This window comes from Asaia bogorensis (assembly GCF_900465345.1).
Lineage (GTDB): Bacteria > Pseudomonadota > Alphaproteobacteria > Acetobacterales > Acetobacteraceae > Asaia > Asaia bogorensis_A.
On record NZ_UEGO01000030.1, the window covers coordinates 63,875 to 80,184 of the forward strand.

A 16,310-nucleotide genomic window follows, 5' to 3' on the forward strand; every position below is an offset into this window, starting at 1 on the left:
GTCAGGCAGGTCGCGCCTCATACGCTTGGCCGCGAGGCAGGCCCAGCACACCCCTGTTCAAGAGACGGGGGATGCGTCCAGAACCGTGATATCCTGATACCCCAGGCGAGCAATGGCGTGTCTCAGGGCCTGCTCATCCGCGGCTGGGCCAGTCAGGCAGAGCGATTCTGGCGCGGCGGCGCTGGTCGGACGATCTGCCACCCGCATTTCAAGCACGTGATTGACCTGCCGGGCGACCGCGAGAGCCGGGTCGAGCCAGTTGATGTCCGGCGGGCACAGGCGCAGGAAGGCATTGCTGAGGAACGTGTAATGGGTGCAGCCCAGTCCGATTGTATCGATCCGATCGCCATTGGGCGCCTCAAACAAGTGGCGCAGTTCCTGTGCCACCAGATCGTCATCAATCGGACGGCCCAGAAAGGCCTGCTCCGCCAGATCGGCAAGGGTACGGGCCCCGTGCACAATCATCTCGCAATCGGCAGCGAAAGTGTCGCGTAAGCTGCGCAGATAGGGGCGACGTGCCGTGCCTCGTGTGGCCAATAGGCCGAAGACCCGCGTCTGACTGACGCGCGCCGCCCAGCGAACGGGGGGCACGCAGCCCACGAAGGGTACATCGAAACGAGCGCGCAGGGCCTCCAGGGCGATGGTGCTGGCCGTATTGCATGCAATCAGCACGACATCGGGGCGAAGCCGGGCAATGCGTTCTTCCATGAGCGCAAGGATGCGCGTGACGAGGACGGCGTCGTCTTGTTCACCGTAGGGAAAGAGCGCGTTATCGGCCAGATAGTCGATCAGGGTGCCGGGTGGCAGGGTGGTGCGAAGAGCCTGCACCACCGCAAGACCGCCTATGCCCGAGTCAAAAGCCAGAACGCGACCCGGATCGGTAGGCAAGTCAGCCTTCCGCCTTGGCCTTGAGGGCGGCGGCTTCTTCAGCGCTGCCGACGCCACCATGTGCCTTGGACCAGCCACACGGATCCTCAAGGAAGCGACGCACTTCATGGATGTCGCTCTCAGAGAAATAATTGGCGCCCGAGCAGGCCTCAAGCACATCCCACCAGGTGCAGAGCGAATGAAGCGAGACATTCATGTCGGCAAGGGTCTTCTGTGCGCCGGGGAACACGCCATAGAAGAAGACGACAAAGGTGTGATCGACAATGGCACCCGCCGAACGCAAGGCATTGGCAAAGCGGACCTTGGACGCGCCGTCCGTGGTGAGGTCTTCCACCAGAAGGGTGCGCATCGATTCCGGGACGTCACCCTCGATCTGCGCGTTACGGCCAAAGCCCTTGGGCTTTTTGCGGACATAGGCCATTGGCGCCATCATCCGGTCGGCAATCCAGGCAGCGAAGGGAATACCAGCGGTTTCACCGCCAACAACGCATTCGATGCTCTCATAGCCGATGTGACGGCCAATCTTCTCGACGGCGAGTTCGACAATCTTGGCGCGTGCCCGCGGGAAGAAGATGATCTTGCGGCAATCGATATAGACCGGCGATTTCCAGCCTGAGGTCAGGGTGTAGGGCTCGTCAGGGCGAAAATTGATCGCCTTGATTTCCAGAAGGATGCGCGCTGTGGTCAGGGCTGCATCCCTGTCCCACTGGGTCTGGCGAACCGCACCACCGTTGATCTCGTTGCTGAGAGCCATTTCTTGTCACTCCATGATCTTTAGCCGTGCAGGATTATCCGGCCTTCGTGAGAAAAGTAAGACAAATAAGCAGAGAAAACGCTCCCGTGAGTGCGATAGGCTACGCTTGCATTTACCATCGGAAAAGATTTACAATGCAGCAACTGATAATAATTCTCAATTAGGATCTGTTTGCGTGACTGTTGATCTCAACCGCATTTCCCGAAAGTGCGAACGCGCCGTGATCACGGCGTATGAAGAATTGCGGGAAGTGGGTCAGCCTGACATCCAGGCTTTCACCGCATGCACGACCCTTTATCGCATCCATCATCCTGAAGCGTCGATCAACGAGGCGCGCCGTCTGGTGTCGGAATGGATTGATCATCATATCGTGCGTCAGGATAAGGGTGCGACGCCGGGCTGCGATTGCTGATACCCGGTATTCGCCCTCTCGAGCAGAGGTTTCGTCCGTCCGATCGAATGTGAGATGGTCGGGGATGACGATAGCTCAGGCGATCTGCGATTGTGTTGATGCTTGATGCCCATCGGATCCTGTCAGGTATCAGAACAAAAAAAGCCGGAGGGTTTCTCCGGCTTTTTCTGTGTTCAGTCTCTTATAGTCAGCTGCGACGACACAGTGGCACATATTCCCGACGAGCCTGCCCTACATAGAGCTGGCGTGGCCGCCCGATGCGCTGACCCGGCTCCTCGATCATTTCTCGCCACTGGCTGACCCAACCTACCGTACGAGCCACCGCGAAAAGTACGGTGAACATCGAGGTCGGGATACCCATCGCTTTCAGAATCAGCCCTGAATAGAAATCGACATTGGGATAGAGTCGACGCTGCACGAAATAGGGATCGTTGACGGCAATACGTTCGAGCTCGGCAGCAAGATCGAACATCGGATCGTGCTTGAGCCCAAGCTCGGCCACCACCTCGTGATAGGTCTGCTCCATGATCTTCGCACGTGGATCGAAGTTCTTGTACACGCGATGGCCGAAGCCCATCAGCCTTACGCCGCTCTCACGGTTCTTCACCTGAGTGATGAAGGCCGGGATGTTTTCCTTCGATCCGATCTGGGAAAGCATGCCCAGAACGGCCTCATTGGCGCCACCGTGAGCCGGGCCCCATAGCGCTGCGATGCCGGCAGCGATACAGGCAAACGGGTTCGAGCCTGTTGAACCCACAAGACGCACCGTCGAGGTTGAGGCGTTCTGCTCGTGATCCGCGTGCAGGATCAGGATACGGTCGATGGCGCGGGCCAGAACCGGATTGACCTTGAAATCAGCGTTTGGCTTGGCAAACAGCATCTTCAGAAAATTTTCCGAGAAGGTCAGGCTGTTATCGGGGTAAACGAATGGCTCACCCACCGTGTATTTATAGGCCCAGGCAGCGATGGTTGGCACCTTGGCGATCAGACGGCGTGTGGAGAGGTCACGCGACGCTTCGTGGGAGATATCCACGGCATCAGGGTAAAAGGCCGACAGCGCGGCCACGGTGCCACAAAGGATGGCCATTGGATGAGCGTCGCGGCGGAAGCCATTGAAGAAGTTGCGGATCTGCTCATGCAGAAGCGCCTGCTCCTTGAGGTCGTGCTGGAACCGATCGTAATCCGCCCGGTTCGGAAGCTCGCCATAGACCAGAAGATAGGCTGTTTCAGTGAAGCTGGCCTCGGTTGCGAGTTGCTCGATGGGGTAACCCCGGTGCAGCAACACGCCCTCATCACCATCAATGAAGGTGACAGCACTACGGCAGGAAGCCGTCTCACCATAGCCGGGATCGAAGGAGAACATCCCGGTCTCGGCTGTGAGTTTGCGGATATCCACCACATCGGGGCCCATCGTACCCTTCATGATGGGGAATTCGGCAGAGCGCTCGCCTATGCTGAGGGCCGCCGTTGCGGAGATAGGTCCGTTAGTGTCGTGTTCAGCCATAGGAAATGCCTTACGAATTGTGCCGGACGGGGGCAATCAACATATGGGTGATGAGCCTCAGGGGTGAAGCACGGAGCCGAGACCTGCGGTATTGGGAGACAGGCCAGCCCAGTCCGAGGCTATTGTAAACAAGGTCGCGGTGCCGGGCTCGTACGATTCCATCAACTCGCGTGCGACCGGTCCGTCGATTGCATTGCTGGCAAGGTGTCGACACGTCTGAGCTATAGCCGGGTTATGCCCGACTATGATCAGGGTCCCGACGCTTTGCGGCGTTTCACGCAGGAGTTCCAGGATACCGTAGAGATCAAGATCATAAAGCGCATCTAGGCCAAACGAGACGCAGGTATCAGGGAGCGCCTCCCCTATGAGGCTCGCAGTCTGCGCTGTACGTGATGCTGTGCTGTGCCAGAGATGGACGCGGTCGAGCGGAACATCGAGAGCCGCAATCTTCTCGGCAAGGCTGCGAGCATCCTGCTCACCTGTTGCGGTGAGCCGGCGCTCGCGATCACTTCCCCCCGGTATTTCGGGAACAGCCTGAGCGTGCCTGACAAGAAAAAGATGGTGCAAGGTCATTCAGGCTCCGTCATTCAGCGCGGGCTGCGCCCGGCGATTGAGTCGTGATGACGGATCACCTCCTTGATGATGAAAGCAAGAAACTTTTCCGCGAAGTCAGGATCGAGGCGGGCCGAGGAAGCAAGCTGACGCAGGCGTTCGATCTGTCTCGCCTCACGAGAGGGGTCGGCAGCAGGAAGTCCAGCGCGCGCCTTCAACTCACCCACAGCCTGGGTCTGGCGAAAGCGTTCTGCCAGCATATGAATCAGGGCTGCATCGATGTTGTCGATGCTCTGGCGATGCTGTTCGAGCAGTGTACGGGTTTCGTTTTCAGACATCGAGATCGATCCAGGCAAGATGGCCGCCTTTACCGGCGCCAAGGTCAGTGAATATTGCGCGGCCGCCATTGCGCCCATCGCGTATCCAGGGGCGTCCGTCGGTCGAGCGTCGGTCATGGCCGCAATAGACGACATGGCCTGCAGGAATATGGTCGATCCAGCGCAGACGTCGCTCGGGATAGCCGTCAGGCTGCATTCTTCCAGTGGTCTCGCCAAAGAGCGCGCGTGATAGCAGCGAGCTCATGCTCCCGAGCGCGGGCGGGGGCGCTTCCACAAGCATGTCGGTGTGAAAGCCGCCATGGACGAAAATCAGCCTGTCATGGATGATCCAGGCGGGAGCGGTAGCGATCGCCTCATAGGCACGCTCACGTAGGCCAGCCTGGACAGGGCCGGAGAGCTGCCGCAGGGTTTCCTCCAGAGGGGGGTCACGACGCAGCCTGCGCCCTTCAAGGGCGCGACCCAGCTTGCGGTCGTGATTGCCAAGAATGAACAGACCGCGACCATCGTCAATCAGGTCGAGCATGAGCCTGAGCGTACCTGCGCTGTCAGGACCATGATCAACCAGATCGCCCAGTTGGATGATGAACCGGTCTGTCGCGACCGCATGTTCAAAAGCCGTGAGGTCTCCATGCACGTCTCCCACCACGCGTATGCCGCGACCGGCACTCAGCCTGGACAGGTCGGGAGGAGGGGGGGGAGAAAACGTAATCGTCGGGGCCTTTCAATGCTCTCATATGTCGAAACAGCCAGTATGAGCTGCATCTGGCGAAAAACACAATGAAGACATGGTTATAACCGATCGCATTCAGGACGCCACAGCCACGGCGCCGCTTTCTGCAAAAGCGGCAGCCAGCGACAGATCAACCGAAAGCACCTGACTGACGCCACGCTCCTGCATGGTCACACCGAACAGCCTGTCCATATGGGCCATGGTCAACTGGTGGTGGGTCACGATCAGGAAGCGTGTCTGAGCCTCTTCAGCCATGTCCTTCAGCAATCCGCACAAGCGCTCCACATTGGCATCGTCCAGGGGGGCATCCACCTCATCGAGAATACAAAGCGGTGAGGGCTGACACCGGAAGGTGGCGAATATCAGTGATAGCGCTGTCAACGCCTGCTCACCGCCAGAAAGCAATGAGAGGGTCGACAGCTTCTTTCCTGGTGGCTGCGCAAAGATTTCGAGCCCCGCCTCGAGAGGATCATCACTCCCGACGAGACCCAGATGCGCCTTGCCGCCATTGAACATACGGCTGAAAAGCGACTGGAAATGGCGGTCCACCTCAACGAAGACCGCCTGCAGGCGCTCGCGCCCTTCCTTTTTGAGGGCATTGATTGACCCACGCAGGCGCTGGATGGCGGAGGTCAGCTCCTCATGCTCGCGTGTCAGGTGGTCAGATTGCTCCTTGGCCTGCGTGTATTCCTGCTCGGCCAGAAGATTGACCGGCCCGAGGGCCTCACGGTCTTTCTGGGCGCGGGCGAGCCGTCGTTTGAGCGTGGTCTCGCTTGCCTCGGTGAGGGGGATATCAGGGGGTGATTCCGGCTCGACGAGCGGTGTCTCGGCCAGTTTCTCATGCTGCGATAGTGCCTGGGCGAGGCGTTCCTGCAACCGGATGGCAGTTTCACGGGCCTGTGCGCCGCGTTGCTCCTCCTCACGCTGGCTGTGAGCCAGATCCTGCAAAGCCTTATCGAGCTCTGTCAGCGCGATAGTAGCCTGTTCGTGCTCCTGCTCGGCGTTTTGCAAGGCGGTCTGATGGGTGTGCAGCGCTTCATCCTGCGCGGCTCTCTCAGCAGCACTACGGGAGATCTCCTCGTGGCTGAGTGTCAGACGCTCCTCAAGACGGGAACAATCGTCGCGCAGGGTCTCACCCTGTATGCGCGTTTCACCAAGCCTGAGCGCGACGGCGTGCTTCTCCTGCGTCGCCTGATCCAGCCGTGACTGGGCCTCTTGCACCTGCGTCCTGGCGGCGAGGTCGCATTCGCGCTGATCAGCCTCTGCGGCGAGCGCCGAGCTGAGCTCTGCTTCGAAGGGCGCAAGATCCGGGATCGGCGCCAGATCGTTCTGTGCCTCCAGTGCTCGCTTGAGCTGATCCTTGACGGTGTTCTGGCGCGGGGTCAGAGCCGCAAGGCGGCTGTTCAGGCTGAGTTTGAGGTCACGGCGCGTCTGAAGTTCGCGGCTGGAATGGCCGATATCACGGCCCAGAGTCTCGAGCCCTGTTTTCAGCGCGGCGCGTTCCCGATCACCTGTAACAAGAGCACTCTTGCACTGTTCAAGCACCGTGCGGGCAGAGGCCAGTGCGGCGTCGTGATCGTTTTGCGAGAGCGCCTGACGCTGACCGGCCACGTCATCATAATCAGCACGTGCCTGCTTAAGCACGGCGCCGATCGTGGCGAGTTTGGCGATGCAGGAATCGTTCTGCAGGCGTTGCCTTGTCGCATCCTGCTGGGCGGTTGTGTAGTCGGTCTCGATCTGGCTCGCGGCGGTAATAGCGGCCTCGGTCACGCTGCGCTGCCTGGAAACATCGTCATTCAGGATGCGCAAGGCCTGGTGCAGTTTGGCCTCATCACCCAAAGCCTCAAGACCCGCCACGGCGTTGGTCAGGCGGTCACGGGTTTCGTCCCGCTGGATTGTGGTCTCGGTGCTGTTCTGATCGATCTGGGCAATCTGCCCGGCGAGCCGGTCCTTACGATCGAGCCGGTCGGTCTCGGCCTGTTTCAGAGCGCTCAGGTTTTTTTCCTCGCGTTGTACCGTCTCGCGAAGGGCTGTCAGCTTTGCCGCTTGATCGGCCTCCTGATCATTGAAGGAGCCAAGCGTTGCCCGCAGGGCAGGAATGGCAGCCTCCGCGGCAGCAATTTGGGTATCCAGATCCCGGAGCGCGGCCAGGTGCTCGACCCGGCTGAGGGCGGTCGAGGGCAGGTTGGGCGCTTCGCGATAGCCATCCCAGCGCCACAGGGCACCCTCGCTTGTGACGAGACACTGACCGGGGAGGAGACGCGTCTGAAGTGATTCGGGATCCTGCGTGCTATCGATCAGGCCAACATGATCGAGGCAGCGCCGGAGCGCTTCAGGCGCCTTGATCAGGGCCGAGAGCGATGTGCAGCCAGCCCCGAACTGCGCCGGGGTCAGCGGCGGAAGCGTCTGCCATGCGCGGCTCTGGAGTGTGTCCAGCGAAGCCTCGAGCGTTTGTCCGAGCGCCGCAGCAACGGCGCGCTCAAGCCCCGCGGGAATTTCCATTTGCGCCAGTGCAGGGTCTGGAAGGGCATCGTCAGGCGTGTTGGCCTGCAAGGCATCACGTCTTGCCACGAGGGCGAGATGATCGGCACTGGCCAGGCGGAGGGCGTTCTCGGCCTCGTCCCGCGCCTGCTGCGTATCGCGCCGCGCCTGGCTTGTCGTCTCGATTTCGACAATAAGGGACGACAGCGTGCGTTGCGCGGCCTCCCGGGCTCCGGTGGCGTCACTGATGGTAGCATCGTCGGGCATATCGCGGCCGAGAGCCTCCCGCCGGGCGATAAGGGTCTCGAGAGACTGATTGAGACGCTCAAGACTCTGGCGGGCCTGATCGCGGTCTTTCTCGAGAAGCTCCCGCTGTCGGGCGATGCTGCGCGCCTCTGCCTGCTGGGCGCTGAGCTGTTGCTCGATCTGCGCCAGGGTGGAGCGGCTCTCTTCCGCTGTCGCTCTAGCGACATCCCGTGCCGTCATCAGGGTGTCGGCCTTGGCATCAAGCGCGTTCAGCGCAGTCTCATCAAGCCGGGTGGCTTCGAGGGCTTCCAGTTCATTCTGGTGCGCTGCGATCTGCTGGTTGAGGTTGCTTGCCCGCGCCGTTAACCGCGCAAGCATCTCGCGATTTTCGCGAGCTTCCCTCTCGATTCGGGCCAGATCCTGTTCGGCTTTGGAGGTGTTGACGAGTTGTTCCTGCCTGAGCTGTGTCTGCTGCTGGATCTGCTGGTCGAGAGCGGTTCTCTCCTGACGCTGCTCGTCCAGTCGCCGGGCGAGTTGCTCTAGCGCCGTCTCATCGGGAAGCTCATCCCGGAGTTCGGCTATCGCCTTCGCGAGCGTTGCCGATTCACCCGTCAGGGCTTCAACGGCCTTTGCGGCAGCTTCATGCTCCAGTGTGAGGGCCTGAGCGGTCATGCGCCGTGTGGTCAACTTGTCAGCCAGGGCCAGTCTTGTCTGCTCGAGGCGGGACAGGAGTTCGGCGCTTTCCTGAGCGGATTCGCGCAGGGTGACAAGCGTATCGGGCAGCTCGCGCAGGATGACGGCAAGCCGTTGCTCTTCCTCTTTCAGCAGCGCCTCACGCTGCGTGAGTTCCTCAAGTCGTTTCAGGGCCAGCTGGTGATCGGCTTCCATCTGCTCGTGGCGCTGGGTCGTCTGTTCGTGGCGCGCCTGGGCCTGAGCCACGGCCTCGCGGGTTGATTCGCTGATAACGCGCAGCCTGTCGCGGGTGGTACGCAGGGCGTCGGTATGGTCGCGCAGGGAGAGCAGGCGTTCGCGTCCTGCTGCGCCCTGCTGCCCTGCCTCATCGGCAGCGCGCGCCGAATCGTCACGGGATTTTTCCGCAGCCTCAAGCTGCTCGCGTGTGCGCTCGACCAGCAAGGCGGCCCGGCGGTGTATGAGCCAGGAGAGGGTCAGTTCATCTGTACGTATCGCTTCGGAAAGGCTGCGATAGGCTCGTGCCTGAACCGATTGCGCATCGAGTGTGGCCAGCCGCGTCTCGATCTGCTGACGCAGGTCTTCCGAGCGCTCCATATTGCCCTCAGCCTGCCGGAGCTTGATTTCAGCATCATGGCGCCTCGCATGAAGACCCGTGATGCCCGCAGCCTCTTCAAGGAGCGATCGTCTTTCTTCGGGCTTGGCGCTGATGAGCGCGCTGACACGGTTCTGGCTGACAATGGAGGAGCTGCGAGCCCCCGAAGAGAGATCGGCAAACATCGTGGTGATGTCACGTGCGCGCAGGGCGCGCCCGTTGAGGCGAAACTCACTGCCCGATCCGCGTTCGGCTCGTCGGGTGATTTCGAGACCGTCTGTTTCGCTGAACGGGGGTGGGGCGAGACCGTGTGCCTCATCCAGCCACAGCGTCACCTCGGCGAGGCTGCGGGCCGAACGTGCGCTCGTCCCAGCAAAAATCAGGTCGTCCAGTTCGCCGCCGCGCAGGGCACGGGCGGAACTCTCGCCCATCGCCCAGCGCAGGGCCTCAACGACATTGGATTTGCCACAACCATTCGGCCCCACGATACCGGTGAGGCCAGGCAGGATGTCGATTGTGGCTGGATCGGCAAAACTCTTGAAACCCGCTATCCGCAGGCGCGTGATCTTGGCTGACATACGCGAAAAGCGGGGTCCTCTGTTTAGCCGCCGGCTTTCTTGACCTCGGCCTCGAAGGCCTCATAGGTCAGAAGCTCCTGATTATAGGGCTGTTTGTTGAACATGAAGAAGGGCGTGCCGCCGATATTGAATTTGGCCTGATCGGCATCCTGCTGGGCGACGAGTGCCTGACGGAATGTATCATCGGCGTCAATCTTGGCGAATTGCTCAGCTGAAATACCTGCAAGCGCAGCCATCTGCTGGATCTGCTGCTTCGGGTTCACATCCCGTGCAAAAGCCCAGCGATCCTGGCTTGAGAGCATCGAATTCACGAACGGCACATAGCGATCGACAGGCAGCGAACGCGCCACCATCGCCCCGAGCAGGGCGATCTGATCGAGCGGGAAATCGTGATAGACGTAGAACACCTTGCCGGTATCGATCAGGTTTTTCTTAACATCCTGAAAAACCGTCATCTCGAAATGGGCACAATGAGTGCAGGTGAGGGAGAACCACTCATTGACCGTGACGGGCGCCTTGGGGTTGCCAAGGGTGCGCGGGGTCAGTCGGGCATCCTCTGCGCGGGCCTTTGGCATGAGGGCGAGGGCGGGCATGGCTGCCAGGAAACTGCGCCGGTACAAAGACATGAAGAACTCTCCCCGTGAATGATACCAAAGTTTTGAAGACCGGAAGCCCTCTCCGCGTCAAGTGTCCCGCACGACGGCGCACGAGACATCATGAGGCGAGGGAGGGGGAACGGTTCAGCGTTTCTCGTCGCCGTGGTGGGGCGTTGGATTGTCGCTACGCACCCAATCGGGCGGTACGCGCATCCTAAGCGCCCGGATATGGCGTGCATCGGCATCGGTCACGCGAAAGACCAGGCCGCTTTCATGGGTAAAGACCTCACCCCGTATCGGCACATGCCCTGCAAGACGAAAAACGAGGCCACCCACGGTCTCGATTTCCGCCTCACGTTCCGCCTCGGTCAGAACCGGCCCCATGAAGCCTTCAAGTTCATCCACCGGCAATCTGGCATCAAGGTCGAAGGACCCATCGGCACGCTCGGAAATCATGGCCGAGACTGGCTCGTCATGTTCGTCGGAGATGTCACCCACGATGGTTTCCACAAGGTCCTCGATGGTGACCAGCCCATCTACGCCGCCATATTCGTCGATGACGAGCGCCAGATGGGTGCGGCGCTGCCGCATCTGCAACAGCAGATCGAGCACAGGGATCTGCGGCGCTACCAGCAGGGGCTGGCGCAGAAGAGGCTCGATATCAAACGCCTCCGAGGTGCCGATATAGGCAATGAGGTCCTTGACGTGAATCATCCCGATGACGTTGTCGAGATGCTCGCGATAGACCGGCACGCGTGAATGGTTTTCACGGCGCATGAAGTCCAGCGCTTCATCCAGCGTGATATCCGCTGACATCGAGACGATATCGGCACGGGGTACCATGACGTCATCGGCGGTTTTTTCGCGCAGATGCAGCACATTGGTAATGAGTGCGCGTTCCTGCCGGTCCAGCTCCGGACGGGTGCCCGCTTCCGGGTGGGGTGCCGCTGCCTCTTCCACAAGAGCCGCAATCGAAAGCCGCAGCCCCTGTTCGCGCCCCTTGCGGTTGAAGATGCCGAACAATCCCTTGGCCGGCCTCTGGCGATGGTCGTCGCTCTCGCTCATGCGCCACGCCCCCCGCCCATGCGCCAGGGGTTGGGAACACCGAGACGGGCCAAAATACGGGATTCCGTCATTTCCATCAGCCGCGCCTCATCGGGGCGGTGATGGTCATGACCTGCAAGGTGCAGCAGGCCATGAACGACGAGATGCGCAAAGTGATGCGGAAATTTCTTGCCGCTTGCCTTGGCCTCGCGACGAACGGTCTCGTAGGCAAGGGCTATGTCGCCATCGCCGAACGCACCGTTCTCCTCGAAGGTCAGGACATTGGTCGGCTTGTTCTTGTCACGGAACGTCGCGTTGAGTGCCTTGATGGCGTGGTCGCCTGCAAGAAGGAAGGCCGGAACACGGTCGCGGTCAAGCCACGGCCAGCTTGCCTCGAGGCAGCGGGCGACGAGCGCTTCCAGATTGGGCACACTGGCACGCCAGCGGCGATCGGCCACGATCAGATCGAGACGTGAACGAAGGGCCGCCCTCGTGATAGAGGACGGCTCTTCGGCGGATGGGGTCAGACTACTTCGAGGTTCCATTGTATTCCCGGCGCGACCTGCCTCGGGAATAGTCCCGTGCCGCAGCCACTCGTTGATCATAAGCGTCCACGATACGTGCCACCAGAGGGTGACGCACGACATCGGCGGACTCGAAACGGGTAATACCAATTCCCGGCAAGCCTTCAAGGGTCTCGACCGCTTCACGCAGACCGGATGCGACGCCCGAAGGCAGATCGATCTGGCTGAGATCGCCGGTAATGACCATGCGGGCGCCCTGACCCATGCGGGTCAGGAACATCTTCATCTGGGCCGGGGTGGTGTTCTGGGCCTCGTCAAGGATGACGAAGGCGTGGGCGAGGGTCCGGCCGCGCATGAAGGCAAGCGGTGCGACCTCGATTTCGCCATTGGCCATCCGGCGGGCGACCTGATCACCCGGCAGCATGTCATTGAGCGCATCATAGAGTGGGCGCAGGTAGGGGTCGATCTTTTCCCGTAGGTCGCCAGGCAGGAAGCCGAGGCGCTCGCCAGCCTCGACGGCAGGGCGGGAGAGGATGATCCGGTCCACCTGGCCTGCCTGCAGCATGGCAACACCCTGTGCCACGGCCAGATAGGTCTTGCCGGTACCTGCCGGCCCGATCCCGAATGTCAGTTCGGTCTTGGCCAGCATCTGCATATAGGCAGCCTGCCCGCGCGAACGCGGCGCAATGGCCCCTCGCTTGGTCTTGATGGCCGGCAGGTCGAGAAAGGGCGCTGGTCCCTCGGTCTCGTTGCGTGTCAGTTCGGCTGCTGCTGCCTCGTTCTGGCGGGGCGCGTTTCGGGGCTCCGCCGCGCGGGTGGGCCGCGGCAGGGCAGATAGGCGAATGACGCTGTCGACCACGGGGCCGTCGATCTTGCCGCCATGCTCAAGCTGGTTATAGAGCGCCGTGATGGCGGCCTGAGCGCGAGCGACAGAAGCCGCTTCACCCGTGATGGCAATCTTGTTGCCGCGGCACGTCAGGCGGACATCGAAACCCTGTTCGAGCCTGATGAGATGGCGGTCGTGATCGCCCAGAAGCTGCTGAAGGAGAATGTTATCTCCGAAACGCAGCGCCGAGGTGCGGTGTCCCTGTTCGTGAGGAGGGGTTTCAGGCGGGAGGTGCCGCCTGGAGTTACGGTCATTGGTCCCGTATCCGGGATGCGACTGGGGTGCCGTGGGGTGGCTCAAGCGCAGACTCTCTCCCGTAAGAGTATACCAGCCAGCGAATTGGTAAGACGCTGGGTTATCACAACCGGCACGGTCTGACCGATAAGGTCATCGGTCCCTTCGACATGAACCGGTTGCAGATAGGGTGAACGCCCGGTGATCTGTCCGGGTTTGCGGCCGCGCCCGGTAAAGAGCACCGGCAGTGTCCGGCCGACCATGTCGGCGTTGAAGGCGTCCTGCTGCTCGCGCAGTAGGGCCTGCAGGCGTTGCAGGCGCTCGTCCTTGACCGCTTCTTCAATCTGGAAGGGCTGGCCGGCTGCAGGTGTGCCGGGGCGGGGCGAGTACTTGAACGAAAATGCCTGGGCGAAACCGATATCGCGCACAAGCTGCATCGTCGCCTCGAAATCCTCTTCCGTTTCTCCCGGATGGCCGACGATGAAATCGGAAGAAAGAGCAAGATCGGGACAAGCTTCACGCAGCCGCGCAATCAGCGCGCGGTATTCATCGCCCGTATGACCGCGGTTCATGGCCTTGAGGATACGATCCGACCCGGATTGCACAGGCAGATGAAGGAATGGCATGAGCGCAGGATTGTCACGATGCGCGTCGATCAGGGACTGGTCCATGTCGCGCGGATGCGACGTCATGTACCGTATGCGTTCAAGGCCGGGCAGTTCCGCCAGAGCTTTCGCAAGGCGTGGCAGATCGGCCGTGCCACCTTCGCCATCATCGCCGTGATAGGCATTGACGTTCTGCCCGAGCAGCGTGATCTCCCGTACGCCGCTCTCCACCATACGGCGCGCCTCGGCCAGCACGGAAGGGAGGGAACGGCTTGTTTCGGCGCCGCGCGTATAGGGCACGACACAGAAAGAGCAGAACTTGTCGCAGCCTTCCTGAATAGTCAGGAAGGCTGTCAGGTTTCCTTCCACCTGAGGAGCAGAATCCTGCGGCAGGAAGTCGAACTTCATTTCGACCGGGAAATCCGTATCGATCACGGCACCGCCAGCACGGGCGGCACGCGCCACCATTTCGGGCAGGCGATGATAGGTCTGCGGGCCGAGAACGATATCGACATAGGGCGCACGGGCGAGGATCTCCTCGCCTTCCGCCTGAGCCACGCAACCGGCAACGGCGATGATCGAGCGGCTAAGCCCGGCGGTCTCGCGCTCTTCACTGATCTTGCGCAGGCGGCCCAGCTCGGAGAACACCTTCTCGGCAGCGCGCTCGCGGATATGGCACGTGTTGAGAATGACCATCTCTGCCTGTTCCGGCGTGGTCACCGGCTTGAAGCCGAGCGGCGCGAGCACGTCGGTCATACGCGCGCTGTCATAGACATTCATCTGACAGCCCCAGGTGATGACATGCAGCCCACGCGCGTTGGTCTGGCTGTCGTTCTGCACGGGGAGAGTGCTGTCGGTTAAAGTCTCGACGTTCACGTATCCTAACCTTTGGCCCTGTGGTCCGCTTGTGTCGGCAACTATAGGAGAGCACGCGCCGATTTAATGCGGGAGCTGTCCATCAGGCGGAGCCGATCATTTCGATATGTCCTTCGCGCTTTGTAGCGCAAGGTAGAGGTAAATGCATGGCTAATATTCATGCGTTGTGCTGCGCAGCAATGCAGAGCGCGTATGTCAGCCGTGCCATGCGTGCTGTAACGGCCGGGTATCAGGGCTCGGCCCACCTGTTTCAGTGCTGCACCGGCTCCGGGTGCTCGGGATTATGGTGCAATTGTGACACGCCTTGCGCCACGATCTCCTGAACCGCAGTCGAGAGCTCCTTGCGGCTTGGATAATCCGCCGGATCAACCGGGGGATGCAGGATGACCGTGGCCCCAAGCGAGCGCCATTGCGTGACAGACCAGATGTGAGGGGCGAGATCCATATCGCCATACCATGCGAGAGCGGTACGCCGGGCGCGGCCGATCGGCAAACCATCTAGCTGGTCGTAAACAATTGAGACGGGCTGGATCAGCACGGAGGGTGGGGTCGGTACCGTGGTATCGACACGACTGGGTTTGGCGATGGCAAAGAATGACGACATGAAAGGCAGAACATGTGTGCCATCTGTCGAGGTGCCCTCCGGGAAGAGGATCAGGTTATCGCCATTATTGAGGCGATCGGTCATCGCCTGCAATTCGCGACCCGTATTGTTCCGCTGGCGACTGACAAAGATCGTGCGTCCCAGGCGCGCAAGCGTGCCGATGACGGGCCAGTCAGCGATTTGCTGTTTGGCAACGAACACAGTGGGCAGGATACCGCCCGCCACCGCGATATCGAGCCACGATGAGTGATTGGCAACAAAGATGACCGGTCGCTCACCGTTTTTCACGGCGACGCTGTCGCGTGTGGTGCCTGCCGGCTCACCGATGACGCGCACTGTCATGCCCAGAATGCGGCAGATGGTTGCCCAGTAGAACCTTGCAAAGACGATCTTTGCGGCACCACCACGTTTGAGGAGGATGCGCTGCGGGACACTGGCAACAAGGGTCCATAGGCAGGACAGGCCCATGCGACGTATCGCGCGGAGCCTGCAAATCATACCATTCCCCGATGCACGCTCCATGGGGAGGGCAGGTTCAAGTGGGGCGGTCCAGGAATCGGGGCCGGAAGCGTCACTAGCAGGACGGCGGCGCGTGATCGCGTCTGTCATTGCCCGTTATCTAGCTTGAAAAGATAAATCCGGACAACAGCCATCCGAGACTCAATTTATTAAGATTGGGCGGAATCCCGGCGTAAACGCTCATGGCGGGTGTCGCGTCGTTGCGTCTGAATTGCACCGCGTCTTTTCTTGCAGGGTCACCCGTGACATGATCATGTCACGGTTTTCTGCCAAGGATCTTCAAGCTTTCGGCCTACAGCAGGAGTTATATTGCTGTCGTTTCACAATGTCCCGCGCTTTTCTGGTCACCCTGCGAAGGGGGCTGGGCTCGTCTCGTCTGTCCGGACGCCTCGTATGCGCTACTGCGTAACATTTGCCCTGCTCGTTCTCGTCTTGCGACCGGGTACGACGCTGGCGGAGAAGACAAAGGCAGGGGCAACGGGGAAGGAGGGGGGGGCGGACACAGCCTATCTGGGGGAAATTACCCCATCGAGTGATCCTGAACTCGCTCCTATGGTTGAATCGGACTCCTCGTTCGTGTCGCTCCAGAAAACCAGGTCAGTGGATGCGTACGCTTTCGCCGGGCGTATCCCTGCCTCCTACTCTTACCTGACG

General features: G+C 60.8%; 15 protein-coding genes. 2 read left to right on the forward strand and 13 right to left on the reverse strand.

Annotated features, from left to right (window positions below):
* Positions 1 to 57: 57 nt before the first annotated feature.
* Positions 58 to 888 carry a glutamate racemase gene (gene murI / locus ED655_RS10240; protein ID WP_240993611.1) on the reverse strand — a complete coding sequence of 277 codons (831 nt, stop codon included), beginning with the start codon at positions 886 to 888 and terminating at the stop codon, positions 58 to 60.
* 1 nt (position 889) lies between these two features.
* The gene (locus ED655_RS10245) at positions 890 to 1,642 is read right to left on the reverse strand and encodes an orotate phosphoribosyltransferase (protein ID WP_023978728.1); all 753 of its coding nucleotides are present in this window, start codon (positions 1,640 to 1,642) and stop codon (positions 890 to 892) included.
* A 175-nt stretch (positions 1,643 to 1,817) separates the two neighbouring features.
* Here ED655_RS10245 and ED655_RS10250 point away from each other — a divergent pair, with 175 nt between their 5' ends.
* Positions 1,818 to 2,054, forward strand: coding sequence for a hypothetical protein (locus tag ED655_RS10250; protein WP_023978727.1), 237 nt, complete (start codon positions 1,818 to 1,820; stop codon positions 2,052 to 2,054).
* 187 nt (positions 2,055 to 2,241) lie between these two features.
* Here the strand turns inward: ED655_RS10250 and ED655_RS10255 are convergent, their stop codons facing one another.
* The 11 genes from ED655_RS10255 to ED655_RS10305 form a co-directional block, all read right to left on the reverse strand.
* The gene (locus ED655_RS10255; RefSeq protein WP_122050067.1) at positions 2,242 to 3,558 is read right to left on the reverse strand and encodes a citrate synthase; all 1,317 of its coding nucleotides are present in this window, start codon (positions 3,556 to 3,558) and stop codon (positions 2,242 to 2,244) included.
* A gap of 57 nt (positions 3,559 to 3,615) precedes the next feature.
* The gene (locus tag ED655_RS10260; RefSeq protein ID WP_122050068.1) at positions 3,616 to 4,131 is read right to left on the reverse strand and encodes a SixA phosphatase family protein; all 516 of its coding nucleotides are present in this window, start codon (positions 4,129 to 4,131) and stop codon (positions 3,616 to 3,618) included.
* A 14-nt stretch (positions 4,132 to 4,145) separates the two neighbouring features.
* The gene (locus ED655_RS10265) at positions 4,146 to 4,448 is read right to left on the reverse strand and encodes a chorismate mutase (RefSeq protein WP_122050069.1); all 303 of its coding nucleotides are present in this window, start codon (positions 4,446 to 4,448) and stop codon (positions 4,146 to 4,148) included.
* Positions 4,441 to 5,157: a metallophosphoesterase gene (locus tag ED655_RS10270; protein WP_408735669.1), complete on the reverse strand. Its 717-nt coding sequence runs from the start codon at positions 5,155 to 5,157 to the stop codon at positions 4,441 to 4,443. Before ED655_RS10270 ends, ED655_RS10265 begins: the two co-directional genes overlap by 8 nt.
* A 96-nt stretch (positions 5,158 to 5,253) precedes the next feature.
* The gene (locus ED655_RS10275) at positions 5,254 to 9,768 is read right to left on the reverse strand and encodes a coiled-coil domain-containing protein (protein WP_122050071.1); all 4,515 of its coding nucleotides are present in this window, start codon (positions 9,766 to 9,768) and stop codon (positions 5,254 to 5,256) included.
* 23 nt (positions 9,769 to 9,791) lie between these two features.
* Positions 9,792 to 10,394 carry a thioredoxin domain-containing protein gene (locus tag ED655_RS10280; RefSeq protein ID WP_122050072.1) on the reverse strand — a complete coding sequence of 201 codons (603 nt, stop codon included), beginning with the start codon at positions 10,392 to 10,394 and terminating at the stop codon, positions 9,792 to 9,794.
* Between the two features lie 114 nt (positions 10,395 to 10,508).
* Positions 10,509 to 11,429 (reverse strand): hemolysin family protein, encoded by a 921-nt coding sequence (locus ED655_RS10285; RefSeq protein ID WP_122050073.1) that lies wholly within the window; start codon positions 11,427 to 11,429, stop codon positions 10,509 to 10,511.
* Complete coding sequence (gene ybeY, locus ED655_RS10290) at positions 11,426 to 11,953, reverse strand: rRNA maturation RNase YbeY (RefSeq protein ID WP_083510788.1); 528 nt, start codon at positions 11,951 to 11,953, stop codon at positions 11,426 to 11,428. The genes ED655_RS10285 and ybeY overlap by 4 nt, the downstream gene beginning before the upstream one ends.
* Positions 11,937 to 13,001 carry a PhoH family protein gene (locus ED655_RS10295; RefSeq protein ID WP_162993480.1) on the reverse strand — a complete coding sequence of 355 codons (1,065 nt, stop codon included), beginning with the start codon at positions 12,999 to 13,001 and terminating at the stop codon, positions 11,937 to 11,939. The genes ybeY and ED655_RS10295 overlap by 17 nt, the downstream gene beginning before the upstream one ends.
* Positions 13,002 to 13,114: 113 nt before the next feature.
* Complete coding sequence (gene miaB / locus ED655_RS10300) at positions 13,115 to 14,497, reverse strand: tRNA (N6-isopentenyl adenosine(37)-C2)-methylthiotransferase MiaB (RefSeq protein WP_240993615.1); 1,383 nt, start codon at positions 14,495 to 14,497, stop codon at positions 13,115 to 13,117.
* Between the two features lie 286 nt (positions 14,498 to 14,783).
* On the reverse strand, positions 14,784 to 15,746 hold the full coding sequence (locus ED655_RS10305) for a lysophospholipid acyltransferase family protein (protein WP_240993612.1): 963 nt from the start codon (positions 15,744 to 15,746) through the stop codon (positions 14,784 to 14,786).
* 303 nt (positions 15,747 to 16,049) lie between these two features.
* On the opposite strand from ED655_RS10305, the gene ED655_RS15740 reads away from it, so the two are divergent.
* The coding region (locus ED655_RS15740; protein WP_408735667.1) for a hypothetical protein at positions 16,050 to 16,310 on the forward strand (261 nt) is incomplete at its 3' end.